Source organism: Helicobacter pylori NQ4053 (assembly GCF_000274605.1).
Classification (GTDB): domain Bacteria; phylum Campylobacterota; class Campylobacteria; order Campylobacterales; family Helicobacteraceae; genus Helicobacter; species Helicobacter pylori_CV.
In genome coordinates this window covers 90,960-103,863 of sequence record NZ_AKNV01000003.1, presented here as the reverse complement: position 1 = coordinate 103,863, position 12,904 = coordinate 90,960, and the positions used below count along the sequence as shown (strand labels likewise).

Genomic DNA, 12,904 nt, shown 5'->3' with positions numbered 1-12,904 from the left:
GATGTGCTAGAATACCCATTGGTTACAAGATAAGCTTTTTTATCAAAAATAATGATGACATAGGGGTAACAAGTGGCAATAAACACCTTTTTAAAACATTCTTTTTTGGTTTGTTTGTTAGCGGTTAATTCGCATGCTTTTGATTGGAATATTTTTAAATATAATCTGGGTTTCAATATGTTCATCATGGACCATGAAGGCTCAACGCCTTATTGGGTCAATACTAACACCAATCTTAAAACCCGTCTAACTCCAAATTTTGGGATCCAATTTTATACAAGAGGTGTGGAGCAAAGCCTGACTGTGGGGGCGTATTTCTTTCAAAACTTCCATAATTACAGCACTAATTTTCCCTACCGCTGGGGGCCTACGATGTATTATAAGGCTAGAGGGAAGCGTTTTACTTTTTATGGTGGCATCTTTCCTAGAAAAAACCTCTTAGGGAGGTATGGTTTGAATATTTTTGCCCCTTATTATTGGTTTATAGATCCAAATGCTAGAGGGTTTTTATTGCAATTTCAAAACCATTATTCGCCTTCAAAACCCTATTATGGGCATGCGGAATTCATGCTAGATTGGTTTGGAGGCAATTGTTACAACACTTGTAAATTCGGGAGAAACCCTTATGGGAATGCAATGGACAGGTTTCAAATGAACGGATCTGTCGCTTATAATTTCTTTAAGGATTTATTGGGTATTGGAGGGTATTTTGTCTTGTTCCATAATGAAGACAAATACCTTTTGAATGGGGCTGATGGCATGAAATTTAATGAAAAAAAAGCGATTGAAAATAATAATATTTATCTTATGGATCGCCTCTACTTTAACGCTTACATAGGGACAAGCCTTTTAGACATCGCCCCCTTTATGGAAAAACTCAACGCCAGTTTTGGCATGGTTTCTGAATCAAGCCGATTAAGGCAAATTCACAAAAATGTGCCTTTTATGAACAGCGTGGGCGGGCAATTTGATGTGGAGATCCAATACAAAGGCTTTGGCATCCACAATTTATTTTTCTTCGCCAAGACCCCAGAAATGCCTTTTTATAACCAATACCAATATGTTGAAATGTATTGCGCGCCTTCTTACTGCCCCACGCCTATTTATCGTGGCGTGCCATTCTTTCAAGCCAACATGTATAACCGTTTTGATTTTTATTACAATTGGAAAAACGACTTCGCATCGGTCCGCATCAACTTCGTGCTTAATGCGATGCGTGGGGGCTTTGATAGGAGCTTGCCTTGGTCAGAATCTTACCAAGTGTATATGACGGTCGCCTTTGATCCTTATAACCTTATTAACAAAATTGCTAGAAAAAAATAAAAATTCTTGACAATCGGTTAATCTGTCTTATATAATATTATTTCATTTGTAGCCATTGTTAAGCAATGATTTTAAGCTATGGAAAAGAGGTGATAGCAGTATGCCAGGGATTAAGGTTAGAGAAGGCGATGCGTTTGATGAAGCTTATAGGAGATTCAAAAAGCAAACCGATCGCAATTTGGTGGTAACAGAATGCCGTGCAAGGAGATTCTTTGAGTCTAAAACTGAAAAACGCAAAAAACAAAAAATCAGTGCTAAGAAGAAAGTTTTAAAGCGTCTTTATATGTTAAGGCGTTATGAATCAAGACTATAATAGGCTTTAAGAAAAATTTAAAATTTAAGGATTATTGAATAATGCAATTCACAGGGAAAAATGTTCTCATTACGGGAGCTTCTAAAGGCATTGGGGCCGAAATCGCCAAAACTCTCGCTTCTATGGGGCTGAAAGTTTGGATCAATTACCGCAGTAATGCTGAAGTGGCTGACGCTTTGAAAAATGAGCTTGAAGAAAAAGGCTATAAGGCAGCTGTCATTAAATTTGATGCGGCTTCTGAAAGCGATTTTATTGAAGCGATACAAACCATTGTCCAAAGCGATGGAGGTTTGTCTTATTTGGTGAATAACGCTGGTGTGGTACGCGATAAATTAGCCATCAAAATGAAAACAGAAGATTTTCACCATGTCATAGACAATAATCTCACTTCAGCCTTTATAGGTTGCCGAGAGGCTTTAAAGGTGATGAGTAAGAGTCGTTTTGGGAGCGTGGTTAATGTCGCTTCTATCATTGGTGAAAGAGGTAATATGGGGCAGACAAACTACTCAGCGAGTAAGGGGGGAATGATTGCGATGAGCAAGTCCTTTGCTTATGAGGGAGCTTTAAGGAATATTCGTTTCAACTCTGTAACGCCAGGCTTTATAGAAACCGACATGAACGCTAATTTGAAAGACGAACTCAAAGCGGATTATGTTAAAAACATTCCTTTAAACAGGCTAGGGTCTGCTAAGGAAGTGGCAGAAGCGGTAGCGTTTCTTTTGAGTGATCACTCTAGTTACATCACTGGAGAGACTCTCAAAGTCAATGGCGGACTTTATATGTAGTCCTAAACATTCTTTTAGCGATAAAAGTTTGTAAGTAGCAAAAATCATGCTAACATTATGAGGTTATTCTAAAACAAAGAGGTTATTATCAAATGGGGATTATTTACTTAATATTGTTTCTCATTGTAATTTATTTGTTGTATAGGATTTTAGATGTTTTGGAGCAAAAATAAACGCTCCAATGAATGGTTGATTTAATTTTTACAAAACAAGGGAGTTTTAATTATGGCTTTATTTGAAGATATTCAGGCAGTTATTGCTGAGCAGTTGAATGTGGATACGGCACAAGTTACGCCAGAGGCGGAATTTGTGAAGGATTTGGGTGCGGACTCTTTAGATGTCGTGGAATTAATCATGGCGTTAGAAGAAAAGTTTAACATTGAAATTCCTGATGAGCAAGCGGAAAAAATCGTCAATGTGGGCGATGTGGTGAAGTATATTGAGGACAATAAACTAGCTTAATCTTTTTAACTTGGAGCGGTTTGTCTCCAGGTTTTAGTCAAAAATTTAGCTTTAGCTAAAATCTAGTTTTATTGAATTAAAGTTTTGAAATAAGGAGCTATTGGTGCGTCGGATTGTAGTAACTGGAATGGGAATGATCAATTCGCTAGGTTTAAATAAAGAAGATTCTTTTTTAGCGATCGCTAAAGGGGAATGCGGTATCAAACACATAGAAAGTTTTGATGCGAGCGCGTTTCCTGTGCGTATTGCTGGAGAAATCACTGACTTTGACCCTACAGAGGTGATGAATCCCAAAGATGTTAAAAAGGCGGGTCGTTTCATTCAATTAGCCTTGAAAGCCACAAAAGAGGCGATGAAAGATAGTGGGATTTTAGATGCTCACAACAAATGCCCTGAAGAATTGGCAAACCGCATGGGCGTAAGCTCTGGCTCTGGGATTGGCGGGTTAGGCAATATTGAAGCGAATTCCATTTTTTGTTTTGAAAAAGGCCCTAGAAAAGTCAATCCCTTTTTTATCACTTCTGCGTTAGTGAATATGATTGGTGGTTTCACTTCCATTGAGTTTGGCATTAAAGGGCCTAATCTCTCTAGCGTAACGGCTTGTGCAGCAGGCACTCATGCCATTATTGAAGCCGTTAAAACCATTTTGCTTAATGGGGCTGATAAAATGCTAGTCGTGGGAGCGGAATCCACCATTTGTCCTGTAGGGATTGGAGGGTTTGCGAGCATTAAAGCCCTTTCTACAAGAAATGATGATCCCAAAAAAGCTTCAAGACCTTTTGATAAGGATCGCAATGGTTTTGTGATGGGCGAAGGCGCTGGGGCTTTGGTGCTTGAAGAATACGAGAGTGCGAAAAAAAGAGGGGCAAAAATTTATGCAGAGTTTGCCGGATATGGCGAGAGTGGCGATGCTAACCATATCACAGCCCCAGCCCCTGATGGCGAAGGGGCTTTTAGAGCCATGAAAATGGCTTTGGAAATGGCGAAAGTGGAAGTAGGCTATGTGAACGCTCATGGGACAAGCACGCATTATAACGATTGGTATGAAAGCATCGCTTTAAAAAATGTGTTTGGTTCTAAAGAAAAAGTCCCTCCTGTTAGCTCCACTAAAGGGCAGATTGGGCATTGCTTGGGCGCTGCGGGTGCGTTGGAAGCCGTTATTTCTATCATGGCCATGAATCAAGGGATCTTACCTCCTACCATCAATCAAGAAACGCCTGATCCAGAATGCGATCTGGATTATATCCCTAATACGGCCAGAGAAAAGCAAGTAAATGCAGTGATGAGTAACTCATTTGGTTTTGGTGGCACTAATGGTGTTGTGATTTTCAAAAAAGCCTAGTTTTACAAAGTTAGGATTTTGAATGGCCATTTATTTAGATTTTGAAAATCATATTAAAGAGATTCAAAATGAAATTGAATTAGCCCTTATTAGAGGCGATGAGGACGCTAAAGAAATCTTAGAAAAAAGATTGGATAAGGAAGTTAAAAGCATTTACTCCAATCTCACTGATTTTCAAAAACTCCAGTTAGCAAGACACCCTGACAGACCCTACGCTATGGATTACATTGATCTCATCTTAAAAGATAAGTATGAAGTCTTTGGGGATAGGCACTATAACGATGATAAAGCGATCGTGTGTTTTATAGGGAAAATTGATAATGTTCCGGTTGTGGTGATCGGAGAAGAAAAAGGCAGAGGGACTAAAAACAAGCTCTTAAGAAATTTTGGCATGCCTAACCCTTGTGGCTATCGTAAAGCTTTGAAAATGGCAAAGTTTGCTGAAAAGTTTAATTTGCCTATTTTAATGCTTGTAGATACAGCTGGGGCGTATCCGGGGATTGGTGCAGAGGAAAGAGGCCAGAGTGAAGCGATCGCTAAAAACCTCCAAGAGTTCGCTTCCTTAAAAGTCCCTACTATTTCTGTAATTATCGGTGAAGGGGGTAGTGGTGGCGCGTTAGCGATTGCGGTAGCTGATAAATTGGCTATGATGGAATATTCCATTTTTAGCGTTATATCCCCAGAAGGTTGCGCGGCGATTCTTTGGGATGACCCTAGCAAGACTGAAGTGGCTATTAAAGCGATGAAAATCACGCCTAGAGACTTAAAGGAGGCGGGGCTTATTGATGATATTATTTTAGAGCCTAGCAAAGGGGCTCATAGAGACAAATTTTCAGCGGCTAACACGATCAAAGAATATTTTTTAGACGCTCTAAGGACTATCCAACAAGACCCTCATTTCCTTGAAAACCGCTATCAAAAATTAATGTCGCTTGGTTCGTTTGTAGAGGGAATGAATTAAATCTATAAAAAACTTTGTGTGTTTAAACTTTATTAAACCCATTCTCTTAAAGAAATAAGGGGTATTTTGAAATCATTCTCCCCCTACAACTAAAATCCATCCTAAAGAACGCTTTAAAAAATACCGCTTGAATAAAATCAAGCTCTTTACTATCCAATCTTAAAAAAAGCAATATTTTTTTATAACCAACGCTCAATAAAAACAAAGCCAAATTTTTCACCACTTGCTATCATTTTAGAAAAAAGCGGATATTTCACATAGTTTGTAAAAAAATATAAAAAACATCATTGTGTTACCAATCTGCTATCTCTCTCCTTTTGTTTGAATATAAAAAGACAATCATCATGCTCAGCGTATTGAATGAAAGCATTCTTATTTTACAATACAAAAGTTAGGTCTAATGGTATTTTAAAAAAGAAAGAAATCCCATGGTTATACATGAAAAAATCAAAAGCCGCTTTTCTAGGAATTGGTCTTTAAGGAATAGGGGCAGGCATTTTGCATCTGCAAGCGTGTATTTTTTCTCACTTCTTGTCATTACAGCGGTTAATAGAAGTAGCGCAGTTGCTTGGTTATTGATGCCTGAACATTTGATTGGGTGGTTTTTGATTTCTTTTAGTGGGGAATTTGTAGCAGACATGGCGTTTGGCAAAAAAAGTAAAATCCTTAAAACCCGCTTTGGAATTTCTATTGTGAGCGGCATTTCACTATTGCTTGGCGCTTTACCAGTGCATTTGTTTTTTGTATGGTTTGGTTTTATTAATTGGTGGGCTGTCCTTTTTATAGAAGCGGGAGCTGATCTATTGGTGGGCTGTGTGATACAAAAGATTTTTTTTGGTAAATATTGGGTGGATCGCTATTATTAAGGCTCTCTTTTTTTCAAGCCTGAAAGCGGATTTTCTTATATTCCAATCAATTGGATAAGGGTTACCCCTACTTAAGGCATCGCATCAAAAACCACGCTGATCCCATTTTTTAAAATGATAGGGTTTTTCGCGTCAGTGATATGGATAAAACGCACGCCATCAAGCAAGTTAAGAGCGATTTCTTGTTGTCTGTTTTCTTTAGCAATGATTTGAATGATCTTTAAGTTTTCATCATAAAAAATGATTTTGGGTTGCCATAAAGGGTTATTGGAGCTTATTTTTAAATACGCATTTTGATTCACGCTCAACCAATATTTCCCGCTCGCTTCCTTAAACTCCACAGGATCGCTACTCAAAACTAAAACTCTCGCATTAGGGAGCTTGATCTTTTGTAAGACAAAGTCGTATTCCCACTCTTTCAAGGATATGCACCTAATATCCACAAAATCAAAACCATGCCTTTTCATCGTCTCTATCAAAATGTTAGGGTCTAAAACGTATTCCGTTTTAAGCTCGTATGAAAAAACATTCTCGCCCGAAGAGCTTTGCATTTTAATAGGCAAAACATACGAATACCCCATCATGCTCAAAGAATTATTGATGCTTTTGGCAAACGCTAGGGGATTGCTTGAAGCCTTGAAAGTGATTTTCAACATGCTTGGCTTGTCAAAATTAAAAGACAAAAGCCCGTTTTCTTTGAGAGTGTTGAGCAGTTTCAAGGAATCCAAACGCCCCATTACATAGAAAGCCTTACGATTTTTAAACAAACGCTCTAAAAAAAGCTTGTTCGTATGATAAGCCCGCTCCCCCATTAAATTCTCAACCTTATCGTTTAAAGCGTCAGCGTTTAAAAGCATTCCCCCAACAATAAAAGCTAAAAAAAGGTTTTTCATTGCTGGAGTTCTTTGTATTGGGCCTCGTTGATGAGCGTTAAGCCTTTATTTGGCTCGTATAAAAACCGCCTGGTTTTGCTGTCGTTATATTCTTGTTCTTGATGGTTGTTTTTAAGACTAAGATGCCCATGCCCAAAACGCAACAACAGGCGGTGGTTTTTGGTTTCTAAAGAATAATTTTTTTTAAAAACCTTTTGAAAGGAATTTTTTTTCTCATCCAAATCAATCACTTCTACCCAAATATCTTTTTTAGGGATAATATAAATGGTATTAGGATTTTCTTTGATCGCTTCTTTTCCTTGCTTGTCGTGTTCTGTTTGTTTTTCTTGTTTTTCTTTTGGCTTAGGCGTTGGCTCTGGCTTGTTTTCTTCTGTAGGATTAGCTTCATTGAAAGAACTCTTTTTAGTGCCGGATTTAATAGCGCTTTCTTGCCCTCTTTCTTCTTTCAAAGAAGAGCTGTTTTGAATGATAACGACCGCCAAAATAATGACAACCACCCCTAAAACCAAAACAAAGGGTTTCCATTTGGAAGATTTTTTGGATAATGAAGTATTGGCCTGATTGATGCTGTAATCCAATTCAACCTTAAGGGGTTTTTTTGCTGTTTCTTCAGGGCTTGTTTCTTGTTTTTGCTCTTCTCCCACACCCTCTTTAAAAGTGCACGCCTTATCAAATTCTTTCATCCATGCGCTCAAATCAATTTTATACTCACGCTCTAAAATCTGTATAAAACCCCTAGCATGCACCCTTGATAAAGACTCATAGCGTTTTTCCAAGATAGAATGGATATTTTTAGAAGCGATTTTAGTCGCCTTGCAAATTTCTGCCACTCCAACTTCTTTTAGAATCTGCAAATTTTTATCTAAATTTTTAAGCGATAATTCTTCTAATGCCGCGCCAGAAATATCTTTAGAAACGTTTTGAACATCAGAAAGATCTAAATTTTCTAAACTTTTTTTATTCTGTTCCATTCAATTGACCACCTAGTTGATTTTATCCATTAAGATCCCTGCTGCCACGCTCACATTGAGCGAATCAAAGTCTCTTCGCATTTTTACGCTCAATATAGTGTCCATTTTAGCAAGGATTTTTTTAGACAACCCCTCATGCTCGCTCCCCAAAAAAAGAGCGCATTTTTTTAAGGACAGATTTTCTACTTGGCTAGAGCCTTGCATGCTCGCGCCCAAACATAAAAACCCGCTCGTTTTCAATTCATTGATTAAATCCAGCGTGTTAGGCATAACGCTAAAAGGCAAATCATACATAAGCCCCAAGCTGGATCGCACAATCCCCTCATAAGCCAATTCTTTAGCAAAATCTAAAATAACGCCATCCATTCCTAAGCAATACGCGCTCCTAAAAATACCTCCAATATTCCCCACATCCGTAATCCCGCAAAGCACCAAAAGTTTTTGAGCTTTTTTAATTTCTTTTAAAGAAACGGCTAAAGGCAGTTCTACTTTAGCTAAAACCCCTTGATGATTCCCTCCCTTAGCCAAGCTTTGCGCTTTTTTATTATCCACTTTGATGATATTAGGGCATGCTTTTTTGAGCGCGAAAAAAAGCTTTTTGTCTATTTCTTTAGAAAGATAGATTTCTTGCAACTTTTCTTGATGGAAGTTTAGAATGTGCGTAATCACCTGCTTGCCATAAATCACTGCTTGCATGCTAAACCCCTTTCTAATCGCATTGATTTTTTTCTTCTGACAAACGCTGGCAATAAAGCTCTTTAGCGTTTTTTTGCGTCATAGCGGCTTCCATTTTAGCCTTAATTTTAGGAGGCAAATCCAACTCCAATAACGCTGATAGCCCCATGCAAGGCTCTATTTTTTTCTCGTTCAAAAGCACTAAAACCCATTCCCCTTGGATATTGCTCTTTTGCAATTGCGTCATGATTTGAGAAACCTCTCCTAAATAATATTGCTGGTGGAGTTTGGTAAGCTCTTTAGCTACAAACAAATGCATGCCTTGAGCCAAATCGTTTAAATCCTTTAAAGTCTCTAACAATCGGTGCGGGCTTTCATAAAAAACCACCGGGGTTTTTTCTTCTAAATACGCTAAAGCGTTTAAAATTTTAGTGATTTTTAAGCGCCTTTCCTTGCTTTTATGGGGTAAAAAGCCAGCATAAAAAAACCGCCCTTCTAAAAACCCGCTCGCGCAAAATGCCGTAGTGAGTGCGTTAGCCCCGGGCAAAACATCGTATTGAATATTATGTTTTAAAGCGTAAGCGGCTAAACTCATGCCCGGATCGCTCAAACTAGGCATGCCTGCATCGCTCATCACAGCGATTTCTTTGTCAAAAAAAGAAAGCTCTATTTGGTTTAAAAATTCCTGGTCATTGTGCGAATGGAAAGCGATAAATTCCCTTTTTTTAGCAGCGATATTAGGAAAAGAATGGCTGATAATAGGGTTTTGCGCGAGCAAGTGCAACAGCCTCTTACTCACCCTTGTATCCTCACACAAAAAAACCTCGCAACGCTCTAAAACTTCTAAAGTGCGTAGCGTGATGTCAGCGAGATTACCTATAGGAGTGGGCAAAAAATACAGCACAAAAAGCCACGCTTTTTAAAAGAGTTACTTCAAGTTGTAGCGTTGCTTGAATTTCTCTACTCTCCCTGCAGTGTCAGCGATCTTATCGCTACCGGTATAGAAAGGGTGGCAAAAGCTAGAAATATCAATACGCATTTCAGACTTGGTGCTTAAAACTTCAATTTCTTTCCCGCTAGTTACGCAAGTAACTTTGCATGGGATATATTCGGGGTGAATGCCTTTTTTCATCAAGTATCCTTTATTTTTAAAATTTAAACTTAAAATTATAGCATAAGTAACAATAAATTAAAACCACTCTAAAGTTAAAATAAAATTTGACTTTGTTAAAAAAATTATGATAGCATAACGAAGCATTACGAAATTCAACGCTTGTGGCATGCGCCACTTATTAGCATCTTTTGATTACACTAATTCTTTAAGAATGCTTTAGCTTTTTGTACTTTTATCTTAATTGAAACAACTAGAAACCTCTTTTTAATTAAAAGGAAATTTAATGAACGAAAACGCGCCTACGCACAAAAGTTCGCACAAGGTCAAAACCCACACGCCAGTGAGCGGTTATCACATTGAAGATTTACGCACCTACCCTACTGAAAAGCTTTTAGAAATCGCTAACAAGCTCAAAGTAGAAAACCCCCAAGAATTCAAACGACAAGACTTGATGTTTGAAATTTTAAAAACCCAAGTTACGCAAGGCGGATACATTCTTTTTACCGGGATTTTAGAAATCATGCCTGATGGCTATGGCTTTTTAAGAGGGTTTGATGGGAGTTTTTCAGACGGGCATAACGACACTTATGTCAGCCCTTCTCAAATCAGGCGCTTTGCTTTAAGGAATGGCGATATTGTTACCGGTCAAGTGCGATCCCCCAAGGATCAGGAAAAATACTACGCCCTTTTAAAAGTGGAAGCTATCAATTACTCGCCTTCAGATGAGATTAGAAACCGCCCCTTATTTGACAATCTAACCCCCCTATTCCCTGATGAACAGATCAAATTAGAATACGAACCCACTAAAGTTACCGGCAGGATGCTAGATTTATTCAGCCCTGTGGGGAAAGGTCAAAGGGCTTTGATCGTCGCGCCACCAAGGACTGGGAAAACGGAGCTGATGAAAGAACTCGCCCAAGGCATCACTTCTAACCACCCTGAAGTGGATCTGATTATCCTTTTAGTGGATGAGCGCCCTGAAGAAGTTACAGACATGCAACGAAGCGTTAAAGGTCAAGTCTTTAGCTCCACTTTTGATTTGCCGGCCAATAACCACATAAGAATCGCTGAATTGGTTTTAGAAAGGGCTAAAAGGCGAGTGGAAATGGGTAAAGATGTGGTGGTTTTATTGGATTCTATCACCCGTTTAGCAAGGGCGTATAACGCCGTAACGCCCTCAAGCGGTAAGGTTTTAAGTGGGGGCGTGGATGCGAACGCCTTGCACAGGCCCAAGCGCTTTTTTGGGGCCGCAAGGAATATTGAAGAAGGCGGGAGCTTGACGATTATCGCTACGGCGTTGATTGAAACGGGATCTAGAATGGATGAGGTGATTTTTGAAGAATTTAAAGGCACCGGGAATAGCGAAATCGTTTTAGCAAGGAATATTGCGGATAGGCGCATTTACCCAGCTTTTGATATTTTAAAATCCGGCACACGAAAAGATAATATCCTGCTTGGCAAAGACCGCTTGACTAAAGTGTGGGTTTTAAGGAATGTGATGCAACAAATGGACGACATAGAAGCCTTAAGCTTTGTGTATTCTAAAATGCAACAAACTAAGGACAATGAAGAATTTTTAAATTTAATGAATGAAAAATAAAATCCCTAATTAATCCCATTAAATTAAAAAAAGTGTCATGAAAATAGGCGTTTTTGATAGCGGTGTGGGAGGGTTTAGCGTTTTAAAAAGCCTTTTAAAAGCGCAATTGTTTGATGAAATCATCTATTATGGCGATAGCGCTAGAGTGCCTTATGGCACTAAAGACCCCACCACGATCAAGCAATTTGGCTTAGAGGCTTTGGATTTTTTCAAACCACACCAGATTGAATTATTGATTGTGGCATGCAACACAGCGAGCGCTCTGGCTTTAGAAGAGATGCAAAAGCATTCCAAAATCCCTATTGTGGGCGTGATTGAGCCAAGCATTTTAGCGATCAAACGGCAAGTGAAAGATAAAAACGCCCCTATTTTGGTGCTAGGGACAAAAGCGACGATCCAATCTAACGCTTATGATAACGCCCTGAAACAGCAAGGCTATTTGAACATTTCGCATTTAGCTACTTCTCTTTTTGTGCCTTTGATTGAAGAAAATATTTTAGAGGGCGAATTGTTAGAAACTTGCATGCGTTATTATTTCACTCCATTAGAGATTTTACCTGAAGTGATCATTTTAGGTTGCACGCATTTTCCCTTGATCGCTCACCAAATTAAGGGCTATTTTATGGATCATTTTGCCCTTTCAACGCCCCCCCTACTCATCCATTCTGGCGATGCTATTGTGGGATATTTGCAGCAAAAATACACCCTTAAGAAAAACGCATGCGCGTTCCCTAAAGTGGAATTTCATGCGAGCGGCGATGTGGTTTGGCTAGAAAAACAGGCTAAAGAATGGCTCAAATTGTAACGCTAATAAAAATTTAGGGTTAAATAACTCAATTCCCAAAAAGGGCTATCTCTCACACTATAAGGGTATTGTGTTGATTATAAAAAGCGCTTTAGAGAGATTTACGAAAGTGTTTTGAAGCGAAGAATGTCTGATGATTATCTTTGGAAAAGATTACCTATCTACAGACTTGCAAAATAGTGCTAAAGATATTCTTCTCATCGCTTCGCAAATTCTCAAAGAAAGACTTTTTACCCACAAAAATGAGATTTTCTTTTGCCCTAGAAATAGCTACATTCAAGCGTTTAGAATCTAACAAGAAAGAAAGATTACCATAAGTTTTCACGGTGGAATAAATGATAATATCTGCCTCCTCGCCTTGAAAGGCATCCACAGTGTCTATCTTGAGTTCATCAAAATTCTTGAAGCCGCATTTTTCCACTTCTGATCGCAAGTGTCTTTTTTGGGCATTATAAGGTGTGATAATTCCTATGGTTTTTCTGATTTTTCTTTGGTTAAGAGCGCGATTGATTTGCTCTAAAAGCTCTATGATTTTTTGAACTTGATCTTTGTTATAGCTACTTGTTTTTTCTAGTTGATGCTCTCTTTATAACCCTTAATTAATTCTGCACTATAAAGCACGAACGCACAATCAAATTTAATTTTTATCAAAGGGTTAAGTCTTTTTGGGGTAGGAAATATCCATGCAGACTTTAAAGAACAAAACCTTTCGTTAGTGTCTGTTGGGATATTTTAAGTTAAAAAACCCCTTGCTTTTAGCAAGGGGTGGTTTTTGCGTTTTTGGTGTTCCTTAA

The 12,904-nt window shown here is 38.5% G+C and carries 15 protein-coding genes and 1 pseudogene; 10 read left to right on the top strand and 6 right to left on the bottom strand.

All coding sequences use genetic code 11. The features are described 5' to 3' along the window. The first annotated feature begins 72 nt into the window (after positions 1–72). The 7 genes from AYS37_RS02410 (at position 73) to AYS37_RS02380 (ending at position 6,052) form a co-directional block, all read left to right on the top strand. Positions 73–1,323 carry a hypothetical protein gene (locus AYS37_RS02410; RefSeq protein WP_000996909.1) on the top strand — a complete coding sequence of 417 codons (1,251 nt, stop codon included), beginning with the start codon at positions 73–75 and terminating at the stop codon, positions 1,321–1,323. A 100-nt stretch (positions 1,324–1,423) separates the two neighbouring features. After that, on the top strand, positions 1,424–1,636 hold the full coding sequence (gene rpsU, locus AYS37_RS02405) for a 30S ribosomal protein S21 (protein WP_001117778.1): 213 nt from the start codon (positions 1,424–1,426) through the stop codon (positions 1,634–1,636). A gap of 41 nt (positions 1,637–1,677) precedes the next feature. Next, positions 1,678–2,421, top strand: a complete 744-nt coding sequence (gene fabG, locus AYS37_RS02400) for a 3-oxoacyl-ACP reductase FabG (protein ID WP_001160833.1) — start codon at positions 1,678–1,680, stop codon at positions 2,419–2,421. A gap of 225 nt (positions 2,422–2,646) precedes the next feature. Further along, positions 2,647–2,883: an acyl carrier protein gene (acpP, locus tag AYS37_RS02395; protein WP_001163105.1), complete on the top strand. Its 237-nt coding sequence runs from the start codon at positions 2,647–2,649 to the stop codon at positions 2,881–2,883. Between the two features lie 103 nt (positions 2,884–2,986). Continuing rightward, positions 2,987–4,225: a beta-ketoacyl-ACP synthase II gene (locus AYS37_RS02390; protein WP_001252842.1), complete on the top strand. Its 1,239-nt coding sequence runs from the start codon at positions 2,987–2,989 to the stop codon at positions 4,223–4,225. A 22-nt stretch (positions 4,226–4,247) separates the two neighbouring features. Continuing rightward, the gene (gene accA / locus AYS37_RS02385) at positions 4,248–5,186 is read left to right on the top strand and encodes an acetyl-CoA carboxylase carboxyl transferase subunit alpha (protein WP_001029387.1); all 939 of its coding nucleotides are present in this window, start codon (positions 4,248–4,250) and stop codon (positions 5,184–5,186) included. 428 nt (positions 5,187–5,614) lie between these two features. Then, positions 5,615–6,052, top strand: a complete 438-nt coding sequence (locus AYS37_RS02380; protein WP_000234642.1) for a hypothetical protein — start codon at positions 5,615–5,617, stop codon at positions 6,050–6,052. 71 nt (positions 6,053–6,123) lie between these two features. On the opposite strand, the gene AYS37_RS02375 is transcribed toward AYS37_RS02380, so the two are convergent. The 5 genes from AYS37_RS02375 to rpmE are packed head-to-tail and all read right to left on the bottom strand — an operon-like array spanning position 6,124 to position 9,723. Continuing rightward, positions 6,124–6,945, bottom strand: a complete 822-nt coding sequence (locus AYS37_RS02375) for a hypothetical protein (protein ID WP_000792814.1) — start codon at positions 6,943–6,945, stop codon at positions 6,124–6,126. After that, entirely contained in the window at positions 6,942–7,916 is a 975-nt protein-coding gene (locus AYS37_RS02370) for a hypothetical protein (RefSeq protein ID WP_000437304.1), read from the bottom strand. Before AYS37_RS02370 ends, AYS37_RS02375 begins: the two co-directional genes overlap by 4 nt. A 12-nt stretch (positions 7,917–7,928) precedes the next feature. Further along, positions 7,929–8,612 (bottom strand): 23S rRNA (guanosine(2251)-2'-O)-methyltransferase RlmB, encoded by a 684-nt coding sequence (gene rlmB, locus AYS37_RS02365; protein WP_001149323.1) that lies wholly within the window; start codon positions 8,610–8,612, stop codon positions 7,929–7,931. A 13-nt stretch (positions 8,613–8,625) separates the two neighbouring features. Next, a complete protein-coding gene (gene rsmI / locus AYS37_RS02360) occupies positions 8,626–9,495 on the bottom strand; it encodes a 16S rRNA (cytidine(1402)-2'-O)-methyltransferase (protein WP_000965334.1) in 870 nt (289 codons plus the stop codon). A 24-nt stretch (positions 9,496–9,519) separates the two neighbouring features. After that, complete coding sequence (gene rpmE / locus AYS37_RS02355; protein WP_000715281.1) at positions 9,520–9,723, bottom strand: 50S ribosomal protein L31; 204 nt, start codon at positions 9,721–9,723, stop codon at positions 9,520–9,522. A gap of 265 nt (positions 9,724–9,988) precedes the next feature. Between rpmE and rho the strand changes: the two genes are divergently transcribed. Further along, on the top strand, positions 9,989–11,305 hold the full coding sequence (gene rho / locus AYS37_RS02350) for a transcription termination factor Rho (protein WP_001004719.1): 1,317 nt from the start codon (positions 9,989–9,991) through the stop codon (positions 11,303–11,305). A 37-nt stretch (positions 11,306–11,342) separates the two neighbouring features. Beyond that, entirely contained in the window at positions 11,343–12,110 is a 768-nt protein-coding gene (murI, locus tag AYS37_RS02345) for a glutamate racemase (protein WP_000690314.1), read from the top strand. A 157-nt stretch (positions 12,111–12,267) separates the two neighbouring features. On the opposite strand, the gene AYS37_RS02340 is transcribed toward murI, so the two are convergent. Continuing rightward, positions 12,268–12,621 carry a C-terminal helicase domain-containing protein gene (locus AYS37_RS02340; protein WP_241209033.1) on the bottom strand — a complete coding sequence of 118 codons (354 nt, stop codon included), beginning with the start codon at positions 12,619–12,621 and terminating at the stop codon, positions 12,268–12,270. 120 nt (positions 12,622–12,741) lie between these two features. Here AYS37_RS02340 and AYS37_RS09015 point away from each other — a divergent pair. After that, positions 12,742–12,846, top strand: a pseudogene (locus tag AYS37_RS09015) (RNA-guided endonuclease InsQ/TnpB family protein); the annotation flags it as partial. Positions 12,847–12,904 lie beyond the last annotated feature (58 nt).

What these genes read in the sequence shown, in the direction of transcription:
- rho (WP_001004719.1), top strand. Translation starts at nt 9,989, where the DNA reads ATGAACGAAAACGCGCCTACGCACAAAAGTTCGCACAAGGTCAAAACC.
- AYS37_RS02370 (WP_000437304.1), bottom strand. Translation starts at nt 7,916, where the DNA reads ATGGAACAGAATAAAAAAAGTTTAGAAAATTTAGATCTTTCTGATGTT.
- fabG (WP_001160833.1), top strand. Translation starts at nt 1,678, where the DNA reads ATGCAATTCACAGGGAAAAATGTTCTCATTACGGGAGCTTCTAAAGGC.
- rpsU (WP_001117778.1), top strand. Translation starts at nt 1,424, where the DNA reads ATGCCAGGGATTAAGGTTAGAGAAGGCGATGCGTTTGATGAAGCTTAT.
- accA (WP_001029387.1), top strand. Translation starts at nt 4,248, where the DNA reads ATGGCCATTTATTTAGATTTTGAAAATCATATTAAAGAGATTCAAAAT.
- AYS37_RS02380 (WP_000234642.1), top strand. Translation starts at nt 5,615, where the DNA reads ATGGTTATACATGAAAAAATCAAAAGCCGCTTTTCTAGGAATTGGTCT.
- murI (WP_000690314.1), top strand. Translation starts at nt 11,343, where the DNA reads ATGAAAATAGGCGTTTTTGATAGCGGTGTGGGAGGGTTTAGCGTTTTA.
- rpmE (WP_000715281.1), bottom strand. Translation starts at nt 9,723, where the DNA reads ATGAAAAAAGGCATTCACCCCGAATATATCCCATGCAAAGTTACTTGC.
- AYS37_RS02375 (WP_000792814.1), bottom strand. Translation starts at nt 6,945, where the DNA reads ATGAAAAACCTTTTTTTAGCTTTTATTGTTGGGGGAATGCTTTTAAAC.
- rlmB (WP_001149323.1), bottom strand. Translation starts at nt 8,612, where the DNA reads ATGCAAGCAGTGATTTATGGCAAGCAGGTGATTACGCACATTCTAAAC.
- acpP (WP_001163105.1), top strand. Translation starts at nt 2,647, where the DNA reads ATGGCTTTATTTGAAGATATTCAGGCAGTTATTGCTGAGCAGTTGAAT.